Consider the following 23,778-nt stretch of genomic DNA (forward strand, 5'->3'; position numbering starts at 1 on the left):
AAAAACTTTTGCCATGGACGCCGGATGTCCCACCCCTCGCGCTATTCTCAGATCACAACCGGACAATCTCTTAACAATTGAGGAGGGACTATGATCAGGAATATCACGGTGTACCTGGACGACGCGGGGAATGAATCTGAAAACGTTATCCGGTGCGGTTTTATCGTCACCGAAAATGACAACGGCGAGGAAACCTGCCACAACGACCTGATAGACCAGTCCGAATACAGCTCCTTAAACGACCTGGTCCTGGACATCGCCGGAATTTTCAAGGTCAACAGGCGGGACATTCTGGTGAACGCCTGATGGAATCCTGAATCCGTGAGCGTTCGAGAACGGCACAGATGCAGATAGCGAGCCGGCGAGACCTTCGAGGTGACGACGATGTTGATTATACATATGGTATATCAACGAGTTGTCAACGCAGCAGGTAAGCGACCGAAGGAAGACTCCGGATGTGCCGCTCTCGAACGCCCCGCAGGGCGGCGGGTGAATATCCGCCCCGCCATCGAGTCATAGCTTTGCATGCAATTACTGCCACTTGAGACAGATGATCACACTAAGCCGTCACGGATTCAGGGGTATGGCTCCTGGCGGTGCTGAGTGTGACCGGCACCTGGTGCAACATCCAAAAGAATCCGGTTTGCTGGGTGTTCTGGTCCGTTGCCAATTTCGGCTGGATCGTGGTCTTCATGAGCAGGGAGATGGGGGCCGAAACAACTCTTTTTGTTGTTTACCTCACTCTTTCGGTTTATGGTTTCCGGCGATGGCAGAAAGAAGGAAGACTCTGCCCGAAAACCCATCCCGTCAGGACACCCCAACTTAATGGACGACCGCATTCACCATAAATACTCCGGTTTCTGGGCCAGACAGCTTCATCTTGAATTTGAGAACATCTGCTGGCAATACGGACTGGATCTTCTGCCGCCCGTTTTCGAAATAACCGGCAATACCAGCCGCATCGGCTCCTGGCAGGCCGGGACCAGAACCATCCGGCTCAGCGCGGAACTGATCATCGGTCAGCCGTGGGACACCACGGTCAATGTCCTGAAACATGAGATCGCCCATCAGATCTGCTCTGAAATCTTTAGCGCGGACACCACCTCGCACGGTGAGCAGTTCGGAAAAGCCTGTGACCTGCTCGGCCTGCCCCCGGGATTCCGCAAAGCCAAAGGAAGCCTGGAAAGCCTTGGGAATACCGGGAACAACAGCACGGCAAGCCACAATGCCGGGCGGATCATCACCAGAGTACACAAGCTTCTGGCCCTGGCCGGATCGGCAAACAGCAACGAAGCGTCTCTCGCCATGCAGAAGGCCAACGAGGCGATCAGGAAGTACAATCTTGAGCTGTTGCAGGGTGATCGGGAACAGAATCACACCTACACCATCATCCACCTCAACGCTGGCCGGATCAAAGGATACCAGAGACAGATCTGCGCCATCCTCCGGGACTTCTTCTTTGTCAAGATCATCACCTCCAGCTCCTACCATCCCTTGAAAAACAAAAAATACCGAACCATTGAAATTCTGGGCAGCACGGAAAACGTGGCCATTGCCGAACACTGTTACCACTTTCTTGAGAACAGACTCAAAACCCTCTGGGGAAAAGAAAAACACAAGTTCAGGGCACACGCCAGAACAGAAAAAAACAGCTATTATCTGGGGCTGCTGAAAGGATTCGCAGAAAAACTGTCCGCCGAGAAGAAAGAGTGGGATGCGAAACTGCCTTCCGGCGGCGACGGAGAAAAGATCAGAGCCCTGATGCTCGTGGAAGATAAATGTCTCGACGGCTATGTCGCCAGACGATTCCCGAAGTTGAAAACCACCGCCTGCCGCGGCACCAGAATATGCAGGAATACATTCGACGACGGGGTGCGGACCGGTCGGAAAATAACCGTCCACAAATGTGTCACCTCAACAATGGGGTATCTGGGGAACCTGCTCTCCCGCTGAAAACCCTCCGGTCATCTTCCTCTCCGGCTTTAGCCAATCTCCGGTCCGCCATTGATTCACGGCTGCCTGAAGCTTACTGTTTCCAATAAATGACAACCAAGGAGGACGATATGACAGCATATACCTGTAAAACCTGTGGGAAGGTCTCCCCGGAAAGTGGCCATCTCTGTGATCCGACCAATGCGGAGGCAATTTATGTCTGTGAAAGCTGCGGGATGGACGCACCTTTAAAGAAACACCTCTGTAAACCAAAATTGGGCGCGTTCAAATTCTACTGCGGTGACTGCGGCCGGGGTGCGGTTTCGGACAAAGACCTCTGTGAACCGCAACCGATCAAATAAGAGCGGTCCTGTTTAAATGCCTGACAGGCGCTCTGTAAAAAAAGATGGACAACCTTTTCAATCGGAGGGAGGAGCCTGAAAGTACATAATCAGGCCCCCTCCCGTTTCCATATCAGCAATCCGGAAATTCTTGATTGAACAGCCCCCCGGTTAAGTGAGCTACGGGAATCAATGAAGGTGTTGATTTGATCCGGCATCCGATTCGATCCGGATTCCGTTTTCGCCGGAATGACTGCATCCAGTAAGCTGCAGAAAAATTGACCCGGAGATGATTCACAATCTTGAGAGTGTTTCTATTTTAACTACCATTTATCACCATTCAGCCACTTCTCTCCAGCCAACACACACCTTTGTAGAGACAGGAATCCAGCGCATCAAAACCCGCAGTACACAGAGGTCTTCGCCAACTTCTCTCGTCCAGGGACATGATTCCAACAGAAGCGATTTGACAATTCCGCCGGTTAGTTTATAGTAACAGAAACTGTTACTATGTGGTACCTGGACAGCCGGGTAACTGATCAAGTACGGGAGTATGAAAATGATAAAAAGTCTGATGCATCATGGGTATCTCCGCCTTTTTCTCATCACCGCACAATCCTCGCTGACTCTGCTGAGCAGTCAGACCTTGCCGGCTGCTGAACTTGTCGCCCACTCCGAATCAATCTTCCGTTTTTTTGAAAGAGACACGGCGACCGGCCAGGACAAACAGGTTGACCCTTTCTACGAATACCTGGATGTTGACATATTGAACATCTCCGGAGACAAGAGTCTCTCCATGCATTTCTACGGCTGGGGCCGGACCGATTTTGCCGACAGCGGTTATTTCAGCGACAATTCAGACGGCAGCATTCTTCATGGGTATCTGAAATACCATGATCCAGCGGACAGATTCCAGCTCAAACTCGGTCGCCAGCACATATTCGGCGCCATCGCCAACGAGAGTGTGGACGGGCTGATGTTCAAAGTCACAATTCCCGGCACCACCATCTCGGCGTATGGAGGTTCACCGGTGTCGGTTGCCTCCGTTCAGGGGCGAAGCGGTGATGCAATTTACGGCGGGCGAATTGCCCACGCCTTCGGATCGAAATATGAAGTCGGTCTTTCCTATAAAAGAGTTACCAACGACGGTATTGATGAAACCCGCTCCGGGCTCGATCTCTCCCTGAACTTCCCCGGCGGGGACACCATCTCCGGCTTTGCCGCCTACAACCATGAGACCAGTGATTTTGCCGAATATTCCCTGGATGGCCGGTTTACACTTGCGACCAACCTGGAATTCCGCCCGAGTGGCGGTCGCTTCATGTTTGATGATCTCCTGGTCAGTTCCGCAAAAAGAGTGAACATTTTTTCCATAGTCGCCGCCCGGAACGCAGACGAGATCCTGACCACGGCCGGCGGCGAACTTATCCTGAAGATCGATGATGAAAAGAACCTGGGACTGAAGGTCAAGAACTTTGACTACGACAAAAGGGGCGGCACCTCCCAGCTCTACTCATCGCTGTTCAACTGGCATCCCGACGAATTCACCTTGTCGGGTATCGAACTCGGCTTCATGGACGGGGACAGCCCGGCCGACCAATACCTCCTGACCAGACTCCACGCCTACCGGGACGGTCTGCTGGAAAAACGCCGGATCTTTGTCAGCGGCGAGGCCATGTACATCTATTACGACACCCCGATATACGGAAAAGACGATTCGAAGTTCGCCTCCTTAAGTCTGGGCGGGCGCTTCCTGGATGACGACCTGGAACTCAAACTTTCCGGCGACTACAGCGTTGATCCTTACTTTGATAAGGATTTCCGCACCATGCTGGTCATGAAATATGTTTTTCGCTAAAGCTTCAGTTGAGCAGCTAGCCTGCTCTTACGAAACTTATACCCGAAGGGTGAAAAGCTTCAGTTGAGCAGCTCGCCTGCTCGTACCGATTAGCGAGTTTACGAGACATCGAGACTTATACCCCTCAAAGGGGTACTGAAGTGAGTACCCGAAGGGTGAAAACGTTCCTCAATGGCCCGGGAGGGCAAAATGATATGAAATCACCATTCCCCCTCTTCTCTTTTTTTATGGGAATATTCCTGATCGCAACGGCTGCTTTCGCGCTCGCAAAAGAGCCGCTGCCAAGGGAACATCCCGAAAAACTGCCCCGGGGCAATCCGGTCTGCACTGATTGCCACGATGCGGCGAACGACAGCATATCCTTCAAACGTTTCAACCACACGTTGTACTTTACCGAAAACCATAAGTTTGAAGCGAACCAGGGCAGCGAGGTCTGCAGCATGTGTCATCGGGAGAGTTTCTGCGCCGACTGCCATGCCGCCGATGTGGAATTGAAACCCTCCATCAGAAACCAGTCCGACACCTATCGCCGAACTCCGCATCGTGGAGACTACCTGGCGCGCCACCGGATCGACGGTCGGATCGACCCGACTTCCTGTTTCAGGTGTCACGGCAATCCGAAAGCTGCTGAACGCTGCGCCAGCTGTCATGGATAAAGGAAATGAGGTGGAGACAATGAGGAATTGCACACGGCATATCGGCAGGCTTGGCACCGGTTTGGTTTTACTGGCCTTACTTTTCTCCTGCAGCGATCCAAACGCCCAGGCGCCGACGGAAAACCAGGTCCACGGAAGCGGCTGGGATTCCGCCCACGGCGCTCTTTCCGTTGCCGATCCATTCGGCTGCACCTCCTGCCACGGTACGGATTATACGGGAAGCGGCGGCGCGGTCAGCTGCTACAGCTGCCATTACGACGGCCCCCCGTTCAGCGCCCACCCCGCAAACTGGACATCGCCGTTTACTGATCACCGGGCCTACGTGAACGCCAACGGTTTTTCCTCCTGCTCGCTTTCTGCCTGTCATGGCGCAAGCCCCTTTGTAGGGGGCGGACTGACGGCCCCCAGTTGCGGCACAGCTGATTACACCAACAACAGCGGCAGCACGTTTACCTGCCACGCAGGGCACATCAGCGGCCCCAACTGGCTGTTGCCTGCCGCCCACGTTGCCGATGCAATCAACGATATCACCCGCTGCTGGACCTGCCATGCCCTGACGGCCCCAAGTCCGATCCCTGCCGCGACCACCTGCCGGGTATGCCATGCGGCATCAGACCCGTTCATGGTCCAGGGCAGCTGCTCCTCCTGCCACAACAATCCTCCGGACGGCAATGGTCCGGCCGGCAACGTCAGGCCGAATCGCTCCGGCGAGCATAACAGGCATGTGAATGGCGAGGGTTTTGGCTGCGCCACCTGTCATCAGGGCTTTGGTTCCGATACTCTGGGCCACTGGTATCCGGATCCCCTGACCCCGGCGGATGTGCAGTTTGCGGCAACGATTGCGATGACCTATGACGGCACAAACTGCAACGGCACATGTCACGGGAAGAACCATAATCCGGAATCCTGGTGAAACCATCGATGAGATCTTGACGCCTTGATTTCAGCCGGTAAATGACGATATTTTTAACAGGAACTGATATCAATAAATGAAATGATAGATGGGAGGTCGCTATGTTAAATGGAAAAGAGTTGTGCAACAAGATAACCCAGATCTACCCCGATATCGGCGCTTGCGGTATCAATCTCGATGTGCAATATGACGACGGCAAAGAGGCCTGGATGGTCGATTTAAGCAAAAATCATCATCACCTCCAGACCAGACTGGAAATGGACGAAGCTGAAAAATGTCTGGCCGGCAAGCAATGCGTCTCTCTGGGCATTCAGGTTTCCCAGTTGGTCAACAACATCGATCAGCTTTGAAAGAGGAGGTGCACCATGAACGACAGAAGACATGAGAAGAAAACAGTCCGCCTCGACGACGAGGGATATCTCACCGACCAGAATGACTGGGACGAGGATGTCGCTCTGTTCCTTGCCGGTCGTGAAGGCAGGGCTGAACTGACCGCAGAACAGATGGAGATCATCAGATTCATGCGGACCTATTACAAAAAGTACAACGCTTTCCCGATGCTGCAATATGTCTGTAAAAACATCAACCAGCCGCGTGAATGCGTAACCGAACAGTTCATCAACCCCGGAATCGCCTGGAAGATCGCCGGGCTGCCGAAACTGGACGGCATTCATTTCATCAGCCCGGACGGCAAGAACTTCCGGATGGAAGAGTGCTGCTGATCCAAGATCTGGCGCTCTGACGGCATAGGGATAAAACAAGGGGGAAGACGACTCAGGCCGCTTCCCCCTTGTTATTGATTGTCTGTGCCCCCAGTCGAAACCGGTTTAGAGATCTTTCACCATACTGATGATTCCGGGGGCGCCGATCATTTTCTCGAAGAACTCATCGGCTTTTTCTTCCTTCACCGAAAAGCCCAGTTTCTCATGGAGCTTGAGCGCGGGTTCATTGCCAATGAAAATATTGACCTGGGCCTGCTTATAACCCTGGCTTCTCCCTTCATCGAGGACCGTTTCGATAAGCCGGGTCATAGCCCCTTTGCGTCGCTGGTCGGGAAGAATGCCCCCTCTATCAATCATCCAGGCACCATCGGTTTGTTCCGGCAGACATGGCAGGAACTTTGCGGTGCGGGCCTTGGCCACTTCATGCTCCGCATCCGACCAGCCCAGAATAGCGATCACTTCCGGCATCGCATCATGCAGGGCCTGATAGCCAAGCTTTTTCGGATCATAGCCGCTCAGACAGCCGACCGCCTTGCCGCCAATCTCGGCTATCGTAAAAGAGCTGTGATGCAGAAGATGAGGCTTCTGGGTGATCGGCAGAAGAGATAAAAAAGTCTGGCATTCAGCCTCCTTGCAGCCGAGAATATGCTCGACAATACCCCGTCCCACATGCTGCCTGCCTGCCATCATGATAGTCTGGGCAAGAAAAACAGCGTCATCCTGAGTCGCTTTGCGAATAGTCAGATCCATATTCCAACCCCCACCTGAATTTATTTATTATCCTCCAAACAAACCCATACAAAACTACCGGATCATGCAAAAACAGGCCATAAATTTATTTTTTTTCATCCGGAACCTTTCCGGTCCTTTTCTGCGCCTGCTCGATCAGTTCAACCAGGGACAACACCTTCGGCTTTTGTGGTTTTGCAAAGGCTTCCGCCCATTCTTCGGGGCTGAGCTCGTTACGCAGGAATTCTTCCACCGGGAAATAAACATACCAGCAGTCAAGTGTCTTCATACAGGGCAGCCCGTTATTTTCCCGGCGGCAGTAGGAAAAAGATATCAGGTGGCCAAGCTTTCTGCACCTGATCGTAAATGCATCTTCCGGGGGAACAGTATTCGGACCTTTTACCACTTTTTCATCAACCATCTCCGACACTCCTAGATCACGCCTCTGTAGAAAGCCATCTTTGCCGCATATGGGCGGAAAAGATCAACCAGATCTTTTTTCTCTTTATCGACAAGCCTTTCCGCCCCGCCAAGGGCGGCCAGGGTCTTCACCTCATCAGGGGAGGAGCAGCCGATGATCGGCAGGGTGAGATCAAAAGACATGGCGAACCGGATAAGCAGTTCCGGGGTGATCTGCAGTTTCGGCATGATAAAATGGGATGCCCCCAGCACCTTCATCCCGATCACCGCCATTCCCTTTTTCCTTGCCGCCGGCAGGGTATGGGTCAGAAAGCCGCCCAAAAGTTCCTCCACCGGATTGACCGGAAGCAGCACACTGTCAATCGGCCACTCTTCCACCGCCCTGGTAAGAATATATGGATCATGGTGTCCGGTCACCCCAATAAAACGGACCTTCCCTTCTTTTTTCGCTGCAACAAAGGCCTCCAGGGCGCCACCCGGCCGGGAGATCGCGAGCAGGTCATCTTCCGTCCGAATATCGTGGATCTGCCAAAGGTCAAGATAATCGGTCGAAAGCCGTTTCAGGGAATGCTCCAGGTCGCTGTTGGCGCCGTCCCGGTCCCGGGCTGCGGATTTACTGGTCTGGAAAACAGCTTTCCGTAAAGCGGGATCGCTTCCCCACACCCTGCCGTAATAGACCTCACTATCGGAATAGACCCTGGCCGAATCGAAATAGGTTATCCCGCGGTCAACCGCCTCCCGGATTACTTCCTCCGCCTCTTTTGCCCGGCCATAGGTGCGGAGGATGCCTTCCCCGCCCATCCCGACTCGGGAGACATTACGGCCGCTTTTGCCAAAGGGTACTGTTTTCATAAAGAGTGTCCAGTCGAGTATATTTACAGGAAAATCCGGTATCTCAAGAGTACCCTCTCCACCGGGAAATATCAATTTCCTCCAAAAACCATGGCGGGCAGCAAAACAAACTCATATTGTCATATCACACCTTCCCCGATATCATATACTAACAGAGATGACATGTATGAATGAATCCGGAATGAAAAATAAAATCCTGCTGCCCCTGGTCCTGTTCATCCTCTTGCCGGCCGGATGCGCCAGGGCTGAACGGCCGACAGAGGATTTGTCACCCCCCGCCCACCACGACGGCGCGAGATTCAAAAACCCCTATCTGCCGGAAAAAGAGCGCGGGTTCCTGAACTATTTCAAAATGCGCTACTTCAGCGGCGAAAAGTATGCCGATTATGAGAGCAACGCCCACAAAGTGCCGGTGGTCAGGGCGGACCTGGAAAAGATCAACGCCCCCGGCAATGAACTGCAGGTGACCTGGATCGGGCACGCGACCATGCTGATCCAGTACCGCGGGATCAACATCCTGACCGATCCCATGTTCTCAGACCGGGCCTCCCCGGTCGGCTTTGCCGGACCGAAGCGTTACCACCCTCCGGCCTTGCGAATACAAGATCTTCCCCGGATCGACTATATCGTCATCTCCCACAACCATTACGACCATCTCGACCTTGCCTCGGTAAAAGCGATCGGCTCGGCTCCTCTCTGGCTGGTGCCCCTGCGGCTCAAAGAATGGTTTGTGAACGCCGGGATCGATGCAGACAGGGTGGTGGAGCTCGACTGGTGGGACAGCAAACGCTTCGGGCAAACCACCATCACTGCAACTCCGGTGCAGCACTGGTCGGCCAGAAACTTCTGGAGCCGCCGCAAAACCCTGTGGGTTTCCTGGCTGATCAGGATCGGCGACAGATCGCTCTGGTACAGCGGCGACACCGGTTACAACCCTTTTCAGTTCAAGGAAATCGGCAACAGGTATCCGGATATCGATCTCGGCCTGATCTCAATCGGCGCCTATGAGCCGCGCTGGTTCATGAAGGACATGCATATCAATCCGGCTGAAGCGGTACAGATCCATTCCGAGATCGGCGCACGCCGGTCTCTCGGCATTCAGTGGGGAACCTTCCAGCTGACCGCGGAACCGATCGATGATCCGCCGATCAAACTTCGTGAGGCCTTGATTGCCGGAAACATTGATCCGGAACAATTCCCGCCGATGAAGATCGGAGAAACGCGAATCATCAAGGCCGGACCTGACAAAGAGTGATATATGAGCGGTGTATGAAGGAGATTCAAATCAGCATTGAAGGCGAAGTCGGCCGGGAAGACGCTCAGAAAAAGGCCGAATCCATCGCCCGGCAGGAGAATCCGGACACTTTTGTCATTTCCCGATACAACCGGCACGCCAATGCCTGTTCGCCCTGCTGCCTGAAAGGAAAGATCGGGGAAAAGCCCGGCTGGGAAATCTATGGAGAAAACCATGGCGGCCGACTTAAGATAACGATTAATAATGGAGAGTACGTTTTCATACTCAGTTGATTCGAAGAAAATATCGAAGACAGAAGGTGAGGCCAGATATTTACTCTCAGAGCCCAACACCTCTATTCTTGCTCCTGACTGCTGGCTTCTGAATTCTTAATAAAAAGGACCCAAATGACCACCAACTTCGAATTCTGGAAACTCCTGGCAGGCCTCAGCATCTTCATCTACGGGATGTTCATGCTCGAAGATTCGATCAAGGCCCTGTCCGGGCGAGTCTTCAGGAAGCTGATCTCCCACTATACCCGGAGCAAGCTTCGCGCCGTCGGCAGCGGGGCCTTTGTTACCGCCGTTCTCCAGAGCAGTTCCGCGGTTTCCCTGATGATCCTGGCCTTCGTCGGGGCCGGGGTCATGAACATGGAAAACGCCATCGCCGTTATGATGGGAGCAAATATCGGCACCACCTTCACCGCCTGGATCGTGGCTCTCATCGGTTTCAAGATCAAGATCGAGAGTTTTGCCCTGCCGATCATCGCCCTGGGCGGAATCCTCCTGATCACTTCCGATCATGACTCGAAATTCTTCAGCTTCAGCAGGCTCCTGATCGGTCTCGGCTTTCTCTTTCTTGGCCTCGACTACATGAAGGGGAGCGCGGAAAGCCTTACCAGTGGATTTGACCTGCAATCCCTGCCGGTCCACAGCCTGTGGATTTACCTGCTGGTCGGCATCGTCCTTACCGCCATCATGCAGGCAAGCGCTGCCACTATCGCCCTGGTGATGACCGCCCTGCACTCCGGACTGATCGACTTCCAGATGGCGCTGGCGATGGTGGTCGGCGCCAATATCGGCACCACCGTGACCGTGCTGCTCGGTTCGATGGGAAAAGGAGTAAGAACCAAGAAGATTGTCGGCATCAGCCACCTGACTTTTAACTGCATCACCGGCCTCATCGCCTTTATCAGTCTTGATCTCTTTGACTGGCTGCTCAGGATTCTGCTCGGGAACGGCTACAATAGCGTGACAGGTCTTGCCCTGTTCCATACCCTGTTCAATCTGCTGGGGGTCATCATCTTTTTTCCCTTCATCAACCTGCTGGCCAGGACCCTGATCAGGATCTATCCCCATAAAAAAACCGTTCTCACCCTCTATCTTGACCGGACCCCGGTGGAAGTGGCCGATGCGGCAACAGAAGCACTGGCCAAAGAGACCTATCACCTCCTTGAAGAGTGCCAGCTTTACAACTTGCGCTCTCTCCGGCTGGACGAAAAACTGATCTTTGATCATGACCTGCCGTTTGAAAAAAACATCGGCGGAAAATTGAAGCTGAAAGATCTCTATGACAACATCAAGCTGCTGCACGGTGAAATATTCTCATTTTATACGAGCCTGCAATCGCACAAACTTGAAGAGTCCGAGGCAAAAACCCTGGAGCGGCTGAGTTTCGCGTCGCGAAACATCATGAACGCCCTGAAAAATTTCAAAGGTATTCAGGGCGATCTGGAGGAGTTTGACAGTTCGGAAAACTTTTACCTGAACACCCAGTACAACACTTTCCGGAAAAGACTCATGGAGCTCTACCACGACCTGAACCGGATCCGCTCCCTTAGCGGCAGCAAAGACCAGTACCGGGAACTCGTGAAAACGTTTCTCCATCTCGAAGAAACCGATAAACGCTTCGTCAGCGACACCATGAAGGCCGTTGCCGATAACAAGATCCAGGATATCGACATCGCCTCACTCCTCCTGGCGAACCGGCTTTTCAACCAGGCATGCCGCCTGCAACTCTTCAGCGTCAAGGACATCATGCTCACCCCGGAGCAGATCAGCGATTTTGATCACGCCCTGGACATGAAAGAACTGCTGGAGGAAGAGAAGAAGACAGAGAAATGACTTTCTGGAAATCTTTGAGAGGAGACGCCATGCGGCGCAAGGGTATAACACGCGGGACATCTGAAGCCAGGAGCCAGAAGCCAGAATTCAGAAAGAATGGAACTTCACGATCTTTACCTTTTATTCCGGCTCCCGGCTTCTAGCTTCTGACTCCCATCTTCCGGCTCCCGGCTCCTGGCCCCTGTCTCCTGTCTCCTGTCTCCTGGCTCCTGTCTCCTGGCTCCTGGCTCCCGGCTCCCGGCTTCTGACTCCCGCCTCACACCTTCCTGTCTATCGCAAAAGGTCCGCAGCTTTGGCAGACCGGCATGACCTCTATCCGGTTGACATTCACATGGGGGGGCCGGGTGACCGCCCAGTGAACCATCTCGGCAATGTCCGCTGCGGTGAGCGGCTCCGTCCCCGCATAGACCTCTGCCGCTTTCTTTGCGTCCCCGTTGAAGCGGACCACGGAAAATTCGGTCTCGGCAAGCCCCGGTTCGATATTGGTCACCCGCACCCCGCTGCCAAGCACGTCGGCCCTCAAATTATTTGAAAACTGTTTGACAAACGCCTTACTCGCCCCGTAGACATTGCCGCCGGGATAAGGCCAATTTCCCGCAACCGAACCGATATTGACAATATGCCCTGAACCACGCTTCACCATCCCGGGCAGAACAAACCGGGTGCAGTACATCAGCCCCTTGATATTGGTATCGACCATCTCCTCCCACTGGTCAAGATCTGCCTCCTGGGCCGGACCCATGCCCAAAGCAAGACCTGCGTTATTGACCAGCACATCAATATCCCGGAAACCTTCCGGCAGTCCGGCGAGATCCTTCTCCACCGCCTCCCGTTCCCGGACATCCTGAACCAGAATATGACATTCAGCATTCAGTTCATCCTGCAACGCCTCCAAACGGTCCGCCCTGCGGCCGGTGAGGATCAGTTTCCAGCCATCGCTCGCAAACAGTCGTGCACACTCCTTGCCGAAACCGGAGGTCGCACCGGTGATTAAAATTGTTTTCTGCATTTTATTTTCCGCCAATATTAGATCCAGTCCGGATATTTAACATTCAGCTTACAGGTGTTAATACTTTCAACCAACATTCAGAGCAACTGAATATTCTCGGCATAAGTGACAAAACTTATTGATCATCTGGATTCCCAGAGGTTTCGAACCATCCCGAAAACCATTTTTTATGGCGCGATTTTGAATTTCGGAGTTGACTTCTTCTCTTGCTGACAGGAATGATGTATTTCTTTAGCGATTACCATCGGAACTCAGCCTATGTTCCTGAGAACAAGATCACTAGCTGATATGGTTTATTTTATTTAGATCTATAGGTGCAGCAGGAACCAATTGGTCCGTCCTTCGACAAGCTCAGGATGGGCAGTTTAGCAGTAATTCCGCTCACTCTGAGCTTGTCGAAGAGTCATTGGGTGAAATTGTGTGGTCACCAGAATTTCTTTTGTATCCCTCTGCAAAAGAGAGAGACATTCACTTTTTTCGATGAACACCCGGGGAAGGATACAACCGACCATGACCCTGTATTATGAAGATATCACCCTGAATCAGCCAGACCGTCTGGGGCCGTTCGCCCTCACCGAGGAAGGAATCATCGAGTTTGCCGCCATCTGGGACCCGCTGCCCCTGCACACTGCAAACGATTACGCCGGAAAAACCTCATACGGGAAGGTGATCGCTTCCGGTTTCCACCTTCTGGCCATCTGCCAGAAACTTTTCATCGAACAGTATCCGATGGCGGTGGAGATCGGCCTTGGTCTTGACGAGGTACGTTTCATAAGCCCCGGCCTGCCGGGCGATCTCCTCACCCTGGAGATCAAAGCGATCAGCATGCGGGAGTCAAGGTCAAACCCCGCCGTCGGCATTGTCACCCATTCCTCCCGGCTGCTGACCCAGGACGACAGGACAGTGCTGACCTACAAGGGAACCGGCATGATTGAAAAGAGGGAGAGATTCACCGGTTAAGAGCAGCGCGGTGCAGACAATCCCGCCTCCCTGCAAAATCCCGGAGTGTCGCCGGATTTTTCCGAAGGCCTCTCACCAGAGAAATGCGACCGCCCTTTTGTGGAGGATAGAGTCGTCAAATACCTTTTCGGCGGGTTTTCCGGCCAGACCGAGACAGACATGGAGCGGCAGCAGGTGTTCTTCGCGGGGGTGGCAATAGCGGGCACCGGGGGCCTTCCGCCAATCGAGCAGACGCTTTTCCCGTTCGGCCTGCTGCAAGTTGCCGGTGCAAACCTCGATCAGCCAGTCCTGAAAAGCATCGTTGTCCGGGTTGGAACGGTCCGGGCCCTGCATGGAAAACTCCTGCATATTGTGAAAGGAAAATCCGGAACCGATGACCAGAATGTTTTGCCGCATCAACTCACGGAGCGCCCTTCCGAGGGCGATATGCGCGGCCGGATCAAGACCGTCCAGCAGAGAAAGCTGCAGGGCCGGAATATCCGCCTTCGGAAAGATCAGCATCAGGGGAATAAAAAGGCCGTGGTCGAATCCCCGTTCTGGATCGCTCCTGGCGGGGATGTTGCGGTTCTCGAGCAGTTCAATGATCCGCTCGGCCAGTTCTGGACTGCCCGGAGCAGGGTATTCGATGTTATACGCTTCCCTCGGAAACCCGTAATAATCATAGAATAAAGGAGGATTTGCTCCACTCAGCACCGTGGCGGTGGCTTCCTCCCAGTGGGCGCTGATGACCAGAATGGCCTCTGGTTTCCTGAGCTGTGACGGAAGTCGGGCCATGAATTCCACCATCTTCTGGTGGCTGGCTTCACCCAGGATCGGCAACGGCCCGCCGCCATGGGAGAAATAGAGTACCTGGCCCCTGGCTTGAGATGTCTTATCAATCATCATTTTCTTACAGTAGGAATTGTTTCCCGTTTTTCAACAAGGATGCCGCAAACACGTTGTACCGCATTCCCAGAGTGTTTGCCTTGCCATCATTCTCACCCCAAAAAGTAATAGCCCGAGGCCACCAGGATCATGCTGCCGACCCTGAAGGCCTGACTGTAAAAGATCAGTTCCAGCGCTAGTTTCGGGGTAAATATCCCGGCATAGACCGGGAACTGGTGTCTGATCCCCCTGACCGGTGAGGAGAGAATGTTGCCGACCAGGAGGGCCAGGATGATCTCCCGACCGTTCATCGTCCCCGATTCCAGTAGAACACCTGCTGCGGCAAGCCCGGCGGTAAATTCCGCAACCACCTGAAAAACAATAACCCCGAGACTCTCCGGATGAAGCCAGGTTAGAAAAGAGAGGTGACTGGCGATCAGCCCTTCCAGCCAGGCAAAAAAAGCAAACTGCTTGAGGATGACAAAGGAGGTATAGATCGGAACCGTAAACATCATGACCCGGAGGATCCTCAGCTTAAAACGACTCAAAGTCTTGCGCCAGGCACTCTCGGCACTGATCTTTTCTCCTCTCCGGATTTCACAGTCAATGCAGACCCGGTCCCGTTTCGGCAAAACAAACCGTCCGATAAAGAGGACCAGAAATGTCCGAAGGAAGGCGGCCAGCAAGGTCAGCCCCACATAAACAACTGCCGCCCCCCTGATCAGCGGCACGGTGATAAAGAACATGGTCGGCAGGTGGAGAAAATAGGCCGGCAGGCTGTTGAAAAGATTGCCCAGAACCAGTTCCGTCTTGGTGATCCGCTTCTGGTCATATGCTTCAGCGAGCATGGTGTTGCCGGAAACGCCCGAGAAGAAAGACAGAGAAAAACTTGCGCCGCTCACGTCCGAAAGATTCCCTGCCCGGATCAGCGGGGCGGAGAGCTTTGCCATTCGGCTGGTCCAGTTGAGGGCCTCAATGAAATTACCGACCAGAATCCCCAGCGAGATAAAAAAAGTCAGCCTGATCAGGGGCCAACCCAATTGTGACCAGAGAAGGCCAACCATATCATCCATCCGGTCAATGTCTCCTTCCATCGTAACGGCAGCCTGAGACCAAACGAGGTAACTGCCTGAAATAATTATTAATATCTATTAAATATCGGCGTTAGCAGAAATGAGAGGTCATTGAGGCTTCTGCGGCTTACCATGGGGAATCTCCGTACGGAAGGTTTCCTTCCCCAGATTCGCTCATTCATCCCGCAACGAGCGGCGGGAAATGCACCCTTGCTGGCACTCGTCCCCCTTAAATGGTGCCTGCTGATCGCTTTGCATGTTTCAGCGCGAGAACCGCGCCACAATCTCGCGGAAGTCTTCGGGAGTATTCAGATTGAGGAGAATCCCCTCATCATCCACTTCGATCTGCTGGAGCCTGCCAGCACTCCTGTGCACAATATCCCTTAAAGTGGGCAATGTGTCCAGTTCTTCGATAACCGGCCGGGGGAAGACCACCGGGTGCCCCCGGCTCCCTTTATATACAGGGAGAATAATCCTGTCGGGAAATTTCTGGCTGGTATCGGCAATGATCCTGATGGTCTCCGGTTTTACCGCCGGATGATCCACCGGGAGAATCATCACGGCCGTTGCCTTTTCCGGCAGAGCCGATATGGCCTGCCGGACCGATCCGGCCATATCGCTGTCCGGATCGGTGTTCCAGACAACCCGCACGGAATATCCATCAATTGCATTCGCGATCTCCCGACCGGTCGGACCGAGAACCACGACAATATCATCCACGCCGCCGGCCAGCAGCCCGTCCAGGCACCAGCGGATGACCGGCTTGTCAGCCAGGGAGAGAAGCTGCTTGCTCTGTCCCATCCTCTTTGACTGGCCTGCCGCGAGCAGGACGGCTGTCATGTGCATGCGGGGGACTCCTCTTCAACTTGATCATCTGCGCCACGATACTGACTGCGATCTCGGCCGGGGTTTCGGCAAAAATATCCAGGCCCGCCGGAGAAATAATCCGGCCGACCGCAGCCTCGTCAAACCCCCTCTCCGCAAGATACTTATCCATGGCCGCTTTCTTTCTCTTACTGCCGATCACCGCAATATAGCACGAATCGGTGGCAAGGGCGGCGCTGACCGCCTCGAAATCCTGGTGATGGTCGCTGGTGGCAATAAAGATATAGGTGCTCTCGTCAGCGCCGATATCGGTGAAAGCCTTTTCCAGCTCGCTCAGTGGATGGAGGATCGCATCCTCTTCCGGCCCGTATCCGGTTTTGGCCTCGGCCAGACCGATCATACTGACCATAAACCCGGCCTGCCGCGCTGCCTGGGTGACCGCCCTGCCGACATGGCCGTCACCGACCACGATCAGGTGATCGGGCACGACCAGCGGTTCAAGGTAGATGACCAGGCTGCCGCCGCACACTCCGCCATGTTTCTCGGTAAGAGAAAATTCCATGGTTCTGGGGAGGCCTCTGCGGATCACTTCCAGCGAAGCTTCGATGGTCTTGGCCTCGGTTATGCCGCCGCCGACGGTGCCGGAGATCCGGCCATCCTTTCTGACCAGCATCTTGGCGCCCGCCTTGCGCGGGGTTGAACCTTTGCTTTCGATCACCGTGGCAATGGCGGCCGGAACCCTCTTTTTCTTCAGACGGATGATCTCCTCATAGATCGCGATATCGTCCATGGGCCTAGACCACCTTCAGTGCGTTCCTGACCAGCTCCGGGGTCATCGGCAGCTGGTGCAGACGGATGCCTTTGGCGGCAAAGACCGCATTGGCGACAGCCGGAGCAACGGGCGGCACTCCCGGTTCGCCGATCCCGCCGACCGCTTCGTCGCTCTCCATGATATGCACTTCGATCTCCGGGGTTTCATTGATCCGGAGCATTTGATAATCGTCAAAATTACCCTGCTCGACCCGGCCTTCTTTGAAGGTGACTTTGCCGTAGAGGGCGGCAGTGAGGCCGAAAATAATCGCCCCCTGCATCTGCGCCCTGATGGTATCCGGATTCACGGTTTTGCCGCAGTCAACCGCGCAGACCACCTTATGGACCTTGATCCTGCCGGAGTCTGCCACCGAAACCTCGGCGACCTGGGCAACGAAACTGCCGAACGACTCATGGATGGCGATCCCCCGGCCGCGGCCAGCAACCACCGGCTTGTCCCAGCCGGCTTTTTTGGTAACCAGGTCGAGAAGGGCCTGCTGGCGCGGGTGTTTATTGAGCAGAGCGCGTCGGTATCCGTATGGCTCCCTGCCGGCCAGCGCTGCCAGCTCATCGATAAAACACTCCTTGATAAAGGCGGTTGCCGAATGGCCGACCGAGCGCCACCAGAGGACCGGCACATCGGCCGGGGCCATGTGGCTGTCGACAAACAGGTTCGGGATCTCGTACGGAGTGTCAAAGGCCCCTTCCACCGAGGTATGATCGATACCGTCCTTGATCAGTCCTTCGAAGGCGGTGCCCTTGACTATGGACTGGTTGACCATCCGATGGTTGAGGGCAAGCGGCATCCCGTTCCGGTCGAGACCGCAATTGAGCCGGTGGTAGGAGCGCGGCCGGTAATAACCGCCCTTCAGATCATCTTCCCTGGTCCAGACAACCTTGACCGGCGCCTTGACCGCCATCGAAACCTGCACCGCTTCTTTGACGAAATGGGAATCTCCCACCGCCCGGCGACCGAACCCGCCGCCAAGATAAGTGGTGTGCAGTTTGACCTTCTCCTTCGGCAGTCCGGTGAGCACTACGGCGGCATTCCGGTCGAGGGTCTGCATCTGGGTGCCGACCCATATTTCGCAAAAATCCGTGCGGACATCCGCCACGCAATTCAGGGGTTCCATGGTGGCATGGGCCAGGTAGGGAAACTCGTAAACGGCATCGAGCCTTTTGGTGGCCTCCGCCAAACCTTTTTTAACATCGCCACGGTTGACCGCGACCACCCCGGGAGTTTCCGCGATGGCCAGATACTCCCTGCCCTGGTCGTCGCTGTTAAAAGAGGCATGAGGCCCTTCATCCCATTCGATCTGCAACGCGTCGCGACCCTTTTTTGCCGGCCAGAAATGATCGGCCACCACCGCAATCCCGCGATCGATCTGCACCACATGCTTGACTCCGGGGATCATTTTTGCCTTTGTGTCGTCAAAGCTTTTCACCGTGGCGCCGAATACCGGCGGCCGAGCAATCACCGCGGTAAGCATTCCCGGCAGATTGACATCAATCCCGAATACCGCCCTGCCGTTCACCTTTTCCGGGGTATCAAGCCGCTTTTTCGACGTGCCGATGATCTCGAAGTCGGCGGCCGGTTTCAGCTCCACATTCTCGGGCACCGGTTGTTTGGCGGCCTGGTCTGCCAGCGTGCCGAAAGAGATCTTCCGGCCGGTTTTTTTGTTGATCACAAAACCTTTTTCGGCCTTGCAGTCGGCCGGGTCCGCCTTCCAGGTCTCAGCCGCGGCCCGCTCAAGCATGATTCGGGCCGAGGCCCCCGCCTCGCGGAACTGCCCCCAGCAGGAACGGATACTGGTGCTGCCCCCGGTGCCCTGCATGGGGCCCCACTGGGTATGGTTGTAGGCGTCATCAACCGGCGCCGGGGCGAAGCGGATGGTTGACCAGTCGGCCTCCAGCTCTTCGCCGACCAGCATCGGCAGGGAGGTGTATACCCCCTGCCCCATCTCGGACTTATTGACGATCACGGTGATGGTTTCATCCGGTGCAATCCTGATAAAGGCATTGGGAATGAATTCTTCCGCGGCCAGCGCCTCCGCCACCCTGCTCCCGTATCCGGGGGCGTAGAAGGCGAGGACCAGACCGCCGGACAGGACTGCGCTTGATTTACAGAAATCCCTTCGACTGATGTTGATTATTGCGCCCATTCTCTCCCCTCCCTTAGGCCTTCTTTCTGGCTGCATGGTGGATCGCCTGGCGTATCCTGGGATAGGTTCCGCAGCGGCAGATATTGATGGCCATGGCCTCGTCGATATCGGAATCGGTCGGTTTCGGTTTTTTCGCAAGCAATGAGGCGGCCGACATAATCTGGCCGGAATGACAGTAGCCGCACTGGGGGACCTCTTTTTCCAGCCAGGCATTCCTGACCGGATGGTTCTCCGGCAACCCTTCAATGGTAGTGATCTTTTTCCCGACCGCGTCCCCTGCCTCTACCTGGCAGGACTGCACCGCCTCACCATCGATCTGCACCGTGCAGGCGCCGCACTCGCCGATTCCGCAGCCGAACTTGGTGCCGGTCATCTGCAGCCGGTCCCGAATGACCCAGAGCAACGGTTCATCAGCTGCGGCTTCAACCTGGTACTCCCTGTTATTGATATTCAGCTTTATCATCTGGCCCTCCACTTTTGTGGTTTATGGTTTTTTGAAAAACAGGACAGAACGCTTTTTCATACTAACAAGATGATATGCTCCCGCAAGTTTGAAAGTCAATGCAAACCACGAAAGGCCTCACCGAGGCAAATCGCGAGGAAATGAATTACCCCGCAGCAGATAACGAACAGCGCGACACTTCGAGCTAAAGGATATCTGGAGCCAGAATACAAAAGCCAGGAGTCTGAATGTTTGAACATATTGCTTTTCTTCCGGATTCTGAATACCGGCTTCTGGATTCCCACCCGAGTGATAAAAGACAAATACTGAAAAATTGATAACTTTTGCAGCAAGCTGCGTAAAATGAAATCCGAAGAGAGATTAAATCCCGAGACAGAATAAAAAAGGCCGGCCCCCTCAAGGGAGCCGACCCGACAACTGCAGATATGATTGAACCAATTACGACTTTTTCATCTTGGGCGCTACCGGGACGTTGTCGCCGTGGCACTCCATGCAGTTGAACTGGCCGGTGATCCCGTTTTTACTGGCGCAGGAGAAATCGTTCCTGGAATCTATTATGCTTCTTCACCCCCCTCCCATGCTTGACACCCGGCAAATAAATTCTTACGATACAGGCATCGATAAAAAAAGGAGGCAATATGCAGACAACGATTTCCAGCAAGTACCAGGTCGTAATTCCGAAGCGCGCCAGAGAGCATCTGAATCTGAAGCCTCAGCAGAAATTAACTGTTATTGAAAAAGACGGCATGCTGATCCTCGTTCCGCAATCTTCTCTCTCCGAATTAAGAGGGTTGGCCGCCGGGATTATAACAGATGGTTACCGGGACAAGGAGGATCGCCACTAGTGATTATCGTTGACTCTTGCGGGTGGCTGGAGTGGTTCACCGACGGAAAGCTGGCTGATCAATATCAAAAATACCTGGCGAAACAGGATGACCTTCTCGTTCCGGCCATAGTCCTTTATGAGGTTTATAAAGTCCTCAAAAGAGAAGTCGGTGAGGAAAAAGCGCTCTTGGCCGTCGGTTATATGAAAAACGCGCAGACAATCCCTTTCGATGACAATATTGCACTTGCCGCAGCAGATATTGCCTTGCAGGAAAATCTGGCGATGGCTGATGCAATCATTGTTGCCACATCCCGTTATCATAATTGTCCGGTTATCTCGTCGGATGCAGACTTGAAAGACCGGGAAAACGTCACCTTTATCCCGAAGGTATGAATGGGGGTTCAACTCGCTTGGCTTATGTCTTGGACTATTTCAATTTCTCTTTGTGGTAGTGCTATTATTTTTTCAAGCATTTCCATTTCCTCATTTGTAGGACTTCTTTAGCGAACCAGTGATTATTTAATATCAGCAGTGCCACGGATTTGGGCAAGCGGACCGACGTCGCGTACTAAGGTGTACGTAAGCCGGGCGATCACCCGAAGATGTGGTGCTGCTAAACGGTTACCAATTGTTAATCAGGCCAAACAAGATCATAGCTGACACTTCGCCCCTTGCCGGGATTCTGAACCAATATGTTCTTATTGACCAAGTCGGTTATTTCACGATAGCTGGTGGCGCGGCTGGCCTTGGTCATCCCGGAATATTTTCTGGTGGTCAACCCGCCGGTAAAGCCTCCGGCGCCGGCGTCAAGTAAGCGATTTACCACCTTGCGCTGCCGGATGGTTATTTGTTTCTGGCCATTGACTTCCCAAAAACGGGCTTTTTGCAGGACCTTGCCGATAAGAGAATCGGATTTGGCAATTGCCCGTTCAAAACAGCCGAGAAACCAAACGAGCCAAGCGGTGATATCAAGGCCGCCTTTTTGGCACTTTTCCAGCACCTCGTAATATCCCTGCCGATCTTCCATGATTTGCGCTGAAAAACTATAATATCGAACGGCGAGTTTTTCGTCCTGGGCGAGGGCCATATCGGTAATTGCCCTGGCCAGTCGGCCGTTGCCATCTTCATACGGGTGAATGGATACAAACCAGAACCCAGCTATGGCCGCGCGCAATATGCCATCAATTTGACCTTGTTTTTCATGCCACCAGTCGAGGAGTTGGCTGACTTCTTTTTCTACTTGTCTGCCCGGGGGCGCTTCATAATGGATCTTTTCTCGACCAAGAGGGCCTGAGATAACCTGCATTGGCGCATCGCCCCGGTAATTCCCGACCGTGATCCGCTGCAACCCGGAAAAACCGGTGGGGAAAAGGGCCGCCTGCCAGCCATGCAGCCGTTCATTTGTTAAAGGGCGGTCATAGTTGGCAGTGGCGTCAAGAAGAACATCGACCAGGCCGTCGGTATAACGGTCTGGCGCGGTCAAACCAACATCCGGCAGGCCAAGTCTTCTGGCCACCGAGGAGCGCACGGAGTCTGGGGCCAGGGTTTGACCTTCTATGGCTGAGGTTTGCAGTACCTCGGCAGCCAGCACCTCGGCCTGGGCCTCCAGGCCCATTTTCATGCCGAGGGAACTCACCCTGCCCAGCAATTGCCCACGCATAAAATTGCACCTGCTGAGCGGATTTATCACCGTTTCGCTGCGCCAGGTAAACTGGGGCCATTTTTCTTCTTGCCAGATGTAATGAGTCATTTACGCCTCGTAATTGCTTCAATTTATGATGCAATTATAGAGGGTAATCGTCTCATTGGCAAATATATAATCTTAACCGGTCACAACCTCTGCTATCTGAGCAATTCGCGGCGTTGATAGAGCGGGTTAGAGATCGGTTCCTGATTGTCGTAGGCGATTCTCTTGCGGCGGGCCTCGTCCAGCAGGTGATAGCGGACCGTCACATCCAGTACCCGCCGGGCGGCGACATCCTCCAGTTTCAGGCGGAAAACGTAGCCCCGCGGTTCATCCCGGATCAACCGGGTATCCCAGAGGTCGATAATGAAGGGCCGCCAGTTTATGTCGGTTTATGTCGGGGTCTTATGTCGGGGTCGGACCAAGGCAACCTATTGAAGAAGCGTAGTTTTGATTGAAAAAACTGCCGTTTTTACGTCTTAGAACACTGTTTTTGGTGGAGGAATAGCCGTTTTAAGCAGGGAAAGGCCTCAACTTTCCGGGAGTCCTATCGCCTTACAGCACTGTTTTTGACCGCAAAAATGATGCCCTAAGGCTTAATAACACCTGTTTATTGAGCGATTAATTCGTACTTTCAGCATGTTGCTTTGGTCCGACCCCAACTCTCTCTCACTCTCAACTCTCGACCCCAACTCTCCAACTCTTTTCCAACTCTCCAACTCTCAACTCCCACCAACTCCCCAAGGTCATATAAACCTCGTAGACCGGCCCCAGCCGCTCGGCATCGATGCTGTCCTTGGCAAGTCGAACAGACACCGGTGATGGGAGCCGCCACAACACCATGAAAATCCTGCTTGACATACGGTATTTTCATGGTATTCATGAGTAATGATCCAGCGCAAACACATCCTCGCGGAAATCAAGGCTGCACTTACCAGAAGTCATATTGTTGTGATGGCAGGCCCGCGCCAATGCGGCAAAACCACTTTGGCCCGCGAACTGTTACCGGAGGATTCCGTCAACTATTTCGATCTGGAAGACCCGGCCAGCCTTGGCAGACTGGAACAACCCATGACGGCACTTGATCCGCTTCGGGGGCTGGTGGTGATCGATGAGGTGCAGCGCCGCCCTGATCTGTTCCCGGTTTTGCGTGTCCTTGCCGACCGCCGGGACCAACCGGCGCAATTCCTGATTCTCGGCAGCGCTTCCGGGGAGCTCCTCCGACAGACATCGGAAAGTCTGGCGGGCAGAATGGAGCGGGTGACGATTGGTGGTTTTAACCTGCGGGAACTGGGCATAAAAGAGGGGCAGAGGCTTTGGGA

29 protein-coding genes are annotated in these 23,778 nt (G+C 54.0%); 17 read left to right on the top strand and 12 right to left on the bottom strand.

Going from position 1 to position 23,778, the window contains the following annotated elements:
* Nucleotides 1–90 precede the first annotated feature (90 nt).
* The 9 genes from KKG35_12180 (at nucleotide 91) to KKG35_12220 (ending at nucleotide 6,422) form a co-directional block, all read left to right on the top strand.
* Nucleotides 91–306: a hypothetical protein gene (locus KKG35_12180; protein MBU1738885.1), complete on the top strand. Its 216-nt coding sequence runs from the start codon at nucleotides 91–93 to the stop codon at nucleotides 304–306.
* Between the two features lie 299 nt (nucleotides 307–605).
* Nucleotides 606–848, top strand: coding sequence for a nicotinamide mononucleotide transporter family protein (locus tag KKG35_12185; GenBank protein MBU1738886.1), 243 nt, complete (start codon nucleotides 606–608; stop codon nucleotides 846–848).
* Nucleotides 826–1,953, top strand: a complete 1,128-nt coding sequence (locus KKG35_12190; protein ID MBU1738887.1) for a SprT-like domain-containing protein — start codon at nucleotides 826–828, stop codon at nucleotides 1,951–1,953. The genes KKG35_12185 and KKG35_12190 overlap by 23 nt, the downstream gene beginning before the upstream one ends.
* A 110-nt stretch (nucleotides 1,954–2,063) precedes the next feature.
* Nucleotides 2,064–2,294 (top strand): hypothetical protein, encoded by a 231-nt coding sequence (locus KKG35_12195; GenBank protein MBU1738888.1) that lies wholly within the window; start codon nucleotides 2,064–2,066, stop codon nucleotides 2,292–2,294.
* A 538-nt stretch (nucleotides 2,295–2,832) separates the two neighbouring features.
* Entirely contained in the window at nucleotides 2,833–4,131 is a 1,299-nt protein-coding gene (locus tag KKG35_12200; protein ID MBU1738889.1) for a hypothetical protein, read from the top strand.
* A 194-nt stretch (nucleotides 4,132–4,325) separates the two neighbouring features.
* On the top strand, nucleotides 4,326–4,787 hold the full coding sequence (locus KKG35_12205) for a cytochrome C (protein ID MBU1738890.1): 462 nt from the start codon (nucleotides 4,326–4,328) through the stop codon (nucleotides 4,785–4,787).
* A 19-nt stretch (nucleotides 4,788–4,806) separates the two neighbouring features.
* Nucleotides 4,807–5,700 carry a hypothetical protein gene (locus tag KKG35_12210; protein MBU1738891.1) on the top strand — a complete coding sequence of 298 codons (894 nt, stop codon included), beginning with the start codon at nucleotides 4,807–4,809 and terminating at the stop codon, nucleotides 5,698–5,700.
* A 101-nt stretch (nucleotides 5,701–5,801) separates the two neighbouring features.
* Nucleotides 5,802–6,050 carry a hypothetical protein gene (locus KKG35_12215; GenBank protein MBU1738892.1) on the top strand — a complete coding sequence of 83 codons (249 nt, stop codon included), beginning with the start codon at nucleotides 5,802–5,804 and terminating at the stop codon, nucleotides 6,048–6,050.
* Nucleotides 6,051–6,065: 15 nt separating this feature from the next.
* Nucleotides 6,066–6,422 carry a TusE/DsrC/DsvC family sulfur relay protein gene (locus KKG35_12220; protein MBU1738893.1) on the top strand — a complete coding sequence of 119 codons (357 nt, stop codon included), beginning with the start codon at nucleotides 6,066–6,068 and terminating at the stop codon, nucleotides 6,420–6,422.
* Between the two features lie 105 nt (nucleotides 6,423–6,527).
* On the opposite strand, the gene KKG35_12225 is transcribed toward KKG35_12220, so the two are convergent.
* The 3 genes from KKG35_12225 to KKG35_12235 form a co-directional block, all read right to left on the bottom strand.
* The gene (locus KKG35_12225; GenBank protein ID MBU1738894.1) at nucleotides 6,528–7,172 is read right to left on the bottom strand and encodes a GNAT family N-acetyltransferase; all 645 of its coding nucleotides are present in this window, start codon (nucleotides 7,170–7,172) and stop codon (nucleotides 6,528–6,530) included.
* Between the two features lie 85 nt (nucleotides 7,173–7,257).
* A complete protein-coding gene (locus tag KKG35_12230; GenBank protein ID MBU1738895.1) occupies nucleotides 7,258–7,572 on the bottom strand; it encodes a hypothetical protein in 315 nt (104 codons plus the stop codon).
* An 11-nt stretch (nucleotides 7,573–7,583) separates the two neighbouring features.
* A complete protein-coding gene (locus KKG35_12235) occupies nucleotides 7,584–8,423 on the bottom strand; it encodes an aldo/keto reductase (protein MBU1738896.1) in 840 nt (279 codons plus the stop codon).
* Between the two features lie 181 nt (nucleotides 8,424–8,604).
* On the opposite strand from KKG35_12235, the gene KKG35_12240 reads away from it, so the two are divergent.
* From KKG35_12240 to KKG35_12250, 3 genes are all read left to right on the top strand, one after another.
* Entirely contained in the window at nucleotides 8,605–9,678 is a 1,074-nt protein-coding gene (locus tag KKG35_12240; GenBank protein MBU1738897.1) for an MBL fold metallo-hydrolase, read from the top strand.
* Nucleotides 9,679–9,692: 14 nt separating this feature from the next.
* Nucleotides 9,693–9,950 (top strand): AF1514 family protein, encoded by a 258-nt coding sequence (locus KKG35_12245; protein MBU1738898.1) that lies wholly within the window; start codon nucleotides 9,693–9,695, stop codon nucleotides 9,948–9,950.
* 114 nt (nucleotides 9,951–10,064) lie between these two features.
* Complete coding sequence (locus KKG35_12250; protein MBU1738899.1) at nucleotides 10,065–11,780, top strand: Na/Pi symporter; 1,716 nt, start codon at nucleotides 10,065–10,067, stop codon at nucleotides 11,778–11,780.
* A 256-nt stretch (nucleotides 11,781–12,036) separates the two neighbouring features.
* Here the strand turns inward: KKG35_12250 and KKG35_12255 are convergent, their stop codons facing one another.
* The gene (locus KKG35_12255; GenBank protein ID MBU1738900.1) at nucleotides 12,037–12,789 is read right to left on the bottom strand and encodes an SDR family oxidoreductase; all 753 of its coding nucleotides are present in this window, start codon (nucleotides 12,787–12,789) and stop codon (nucleotides 12,037–12,039) included.
* A 510-nt stretch (nucleotides 12,790–13,299) separates the two neighbouring features.
* Between KKG35_12255 and KKG35_12260 the strand changes: the two genes are divergently transcribed.
* Complete coding sequence (locus tag KKG35_12260; GenBank protein MBU1738901.1) at nucleotides 13,300–13,749, top strand: hypothetical protein; 450 nt, start codon at nucleotides 13,300–13,302, stop codon at nucleotides 13,747–13,749.
* Between the two features lie 72 nt (nucleotides 13,750–13,821).
* Here the strand turns inward: KKG35_12260 and KKG35_12265 are convergent, their stop codons facing one another.
* The 6 genes from KKG35_12265 to KKG35_12290 form a co-directional block, all read right to left on the bottom strand.
* Nucleotides 13,822–14,631 carry a dioxygenase gene (locus KKG35_12265; protein ID MBU1738902.1) on the bottom strand — a complete coding sequence of 270 codons (810 nt, stop codon included), beginning with the start codon at nucleotides 14,629–14,631 and terminating at the stop codon, nucleotides 13,822–13,824.
* A gap of 95 nt (nucleotides 14,632–14,726) precedes the next feature.
* Entirely contained in the window at nucleotides 14,727–15,686 is a 960-nt protein-coding gene (locus tag KKG35_12270; GenBank protein ID MBU1738903.1) for a hypothetical protein, read from the bottom strand.
* 261 nt (nucleotides 15,687–15,947) lie between these two features.
* A complete protein-coding gene (locus tag KKG35_12275) occupies nucleotides 15,948–16,532 on the bottom strand; it encodes a nucleotidyltransferase family protein (protein ID MBU1738904.1) in 585 nt (194 codons plus the stop codon).
* Nucleotides 16,453–17,301, bottom strand: a complete 849-nt coding sequence (locus KKG35_12280; protein ID MBU1738905.1) for an XdhC family protein — start codon at nucleotides 17,299–17,301, stop codon at nucleotides 16,453–16,455. The genes KKG35_12275 and KKG35_12280 overlap by 80 nt, the downstream gene beginning before the upstream one ends.
* A gap of 4 nt (nucleotides 17,302–17,305) precedes the next feature.
* Nucleotides 17,306–19,483, bottom strand: coding sequence for a xanthine dehydrogenase family protein molybdopterin-binding subunit (locus KKG35_12285; protein MBU1738906.1), 2,178 nt, complete (start codon nucleotides 19,481–19,483; stop codon nucleotides 17,306–17,308).
* 13 nt (nucleotides 19,484–19,496) lie between these two features.
* The gene (locus KKG35_12290; protein ID MBU1738907.1) at nucleotides 19,497–19,946 is read right to left on the bottom strand and encodes a (2Fe-2S)-binding protein; all 450 of its coding nucleotides are present in this window, start codon (nucleotides 19,944–19,946) and stop codon (nucleotides 19,497–19,499) included.
* Between the two features lie 429 nt (nucleotides 19,947–20,375).
* Here KKG35_12290 and KKG35_12295 point away from each other — a divergent pair, with 429 nt between their 5' ends.
* The 3 genes from KKG35_12295 to KKG35_12305 are packed head-to-tail and all read left to right on the top strand — an operon-like array spanning nucleotide 20,376 to nucleotide 21,165.
* Complete coding sequence (locus tag KKG35_12295) at nucleotides 20,376–20,531, top strand: hypothetical protein (protein MBU1738908.1); 156 nt, start codon at nucleotides 20,376–20,378, stop codon at nucleotides 20,529–20,531.
* A gap of 53 nt (nucleotides 20,532–20,584) precedes the next feature.
* A complete protein-coding gene (locus KKG35_12300) occupies nucleotides 20,585–20,791 on the top strand; it encodes an AbrB/MazE/SpoVT family DNA-binding domain-containing protein (GenBank protein MBU1738909.1) in 207 nt (68 codons plus the stop codon).
* Entirely contained in the window at nucleotides 20,791–21,165 is a 375-nt protein-coding gene (locus KKG35_12305) for a type II toxin-antitoxin system VapC family toxin (GenBank protein ID MBU1738910.1), read from the top strand. The genes KKG35_12300 and KKG35_12305 overlap by 1 nt, the downstream gene beginning before the upstream one ends.
* Before the next feature lie 238 nt (nucleotides 21,166–21,403).
* On the opposite strand, the gene KKG35_12310 is transcribed toward KKG35_12305, so the two are convergent.
* Nucleotides 21,404–22,522: a Fic family protein gene (locus tag KKG35_12310; protein ID MBU1738911.1), complete on the bottom strand. Its 1,119-nt coding sequence runs from the start codon at nucleotides 22,520–22,522 to the stop codon at nucleotides 21,404–21,406.
* A 92-nt stretch (nucleotides 22,523–22,614) separates the two neighbouring features.
* Nucleotides 22,615–22,800 carry a hypothetical protein gene (locus tag KKG35_12315; GenBank protein ID MBU1738912.1) on the bottom strand — a complete coding sequence of 62 codons (186 nt, stop codon included), beginning with the start codon at nucleotides 22,798–22,800 and terminating at the stop codon, nucleotides 22,615–22,617.
* A 544-nt stretch (nucleotides 22,801–23,344) separates the two neighbouring features.
* Here KKG35_12315 and KKG35_12320 point away from each other — a divergent pair.
* Nucleotides 23,345–23,778: AAA family ATPase (locus KKG35_12320; GenBank protein MBU1738913.1), on the top strand; the 434-nt coding region annotated here is incomplete at its 3' end.

The organism is Pseudomonadota bacterium (assembly GCA_018823285.1).
Lineage (GTDB): Bacteria > Desulfobacterota > Desulfobulbia > Desulfobulbales > JAGXFP01 > JAHJIQ01.

Bases quoted from the DNA above. Each gene is read 5' to 3' on its own strand.
- KKG35_12180 (MBU1738885.1), top strand. From the start codon at position 91: ATGATCAGGAATATCACGGTGTACCTGGACGACGCGGGGAATGAATCT.
- KKG35_12190 (MBU1738887.1), top strand. From the start codon at position 826: ATGGACGACCGCATTCACCATAAATACTCCGGTTTCTGGGCCAGACAG.
- KKG35_12195 (MBU1738888.1), top strand. From the start codon at position 2,064: ATGACAGCATATACCTGTAAAACCTGTGGGAAGGTCTCCCCGGAAAGT.
- KKG35_12200 (MBU1738889.1), top strand. From the start codon at position 2,833: ATGATAAAAAGTCTGATGCATCATGGGTATCTCCGCCTTTTTCTCATC.
- KKG35_12205 (MBU1738890.1), top strand. From the start codon at position 4,326: ATGAAATCACCATTCCCCCTCTTCTCTTTTTTTATGGGAATATTCCTG.
- KKG35_12210 (MBU1738891.1), top strand. From the start codon at position 4,807: ATGAGGAATTGCACACGGCATATCGGCAGGCTTGGCACCGGTTTGGTT.
- KKG35_12215 (MBU1738892.1), top strand. From the start codon at position 5,802: ATGTTAAATGGAAAAGAGTTGTGCAACAAGATAACCCAGATCTACCCC.
- KKG35_12220 (MBU1738893.1), top strand. From the start codon at position 6,066: ATGAACGACAGAAGACATGAGAAGAAAACAGTCCGCCTCGACGACGAG.
- KKG35_12225 (MBU1738894.1), bottom strand. From the start codon at position 7,172: ATGGATCTGACTATTCGCAAAGCGACTCAGGATGACGCTGTTTTTCTT.
- KKG35_12230 (MBU1738895.1), bottom strand. From the start codon at position 7,572: ATGGTTGATGAAAAAGTGGTAAAAGGTCCGAATACTGTTCCCCCGGAA.
- KKG35_12235 (MBU1738896.1), bottom strand. From the start codon at position 8,423: ATGAAAACAGTACCCTTTGGCAAAAGCGGCCGTAATGTCTCCCGAGTC.
- KKG35_12240 (MBU1738897.1), top strand. From the start codon at position 8,605: ATGAAAAATAAAATCCTGCTGCCCCTGGTCCTGTTCATCCTCTTGCCG.
- KKG35_12245 (MBU1738898.1), top strand. From the start codon at position 9,693: ATGAAGGAGATTCAAATCAGCATTGAAGGCGAAGTCGGCCGGGAAGAC.
- KKG35_12250 (MBU1738899.1), top strand. From the start codon at position 10,065: ATGACCACCAACTTCGAATTCTGGAAACTCCTGGCAGGCCTCAGCATC.
- KKG35_12255 (MBU1738900.1), bottom strand. From the start codon at position 12,789: ATGCAGAAAACAATTTTAATCACCGGTGCGACCTCCGGTTTCGGCAAG.
- KKG35_12260 (MBU1738901.1), top strand. From the start codon at position 13,300: ATGACCCTGTATTATGAAGATATCACCCTGAATCAGCCAGACCGTCTG.
- KKG35_12265 (MBU1738902.1), bottom strand. From the start codon at position 14,631: ATGATTGATAAGACATCTCAAGCCAGGGGCCAGGTACTCTATTTCTCC.
- KKG35_12270 (MBU1738903.1), bottom strand. From the start codon at position 15,686: ATGGATGATATGGTTGGCCTTCTCTGGTCACAATTGGGTTGGCCCCTG.
- KKG35_12275 (MBU1738904.1), bottom strand. From the start codon at position 16,532: ATGCACATGACAGCCGTCCTGCTCGCGGCAGGCCAGTCAAAGAGGATG.
- KKG35_12280 (MBU1738905.1), bottom strand. From the start codon at position 17,301: ATGGACGATATCGCGATCTATGAGGAGATCATCCGTCTGAAGAAAAAG.
- KKG35_12285 (MBU1738906.1), bottom strand. From the start codon at position 19,483: ATGGGCGCAATAATCAACATCAGTCGAAGGGATTTCTGTAAATCAAGC.
- KKG35_12290 (MBU1738907.1), bottom strand. From the start codon at position 19,946: ATGATAAAGCTGAATATCAATAACAGGGAGTACCAGGTTGAAGCCGCA.
- KKG35_12300 (MBU1738909.1), top strand. From the start codon at position 20,585: ATGCAGACAACGATTTCCAGCAAGTACCAGGTCGTAATTCCGAAGCGC.
- KKG35_12310 (MBU1738911.1), bottom strand. From the start codon at position 22,522: ATGACTCATTACATCTGGCAAGAAGAAAAATGGCCCCAGTTTACCTGG.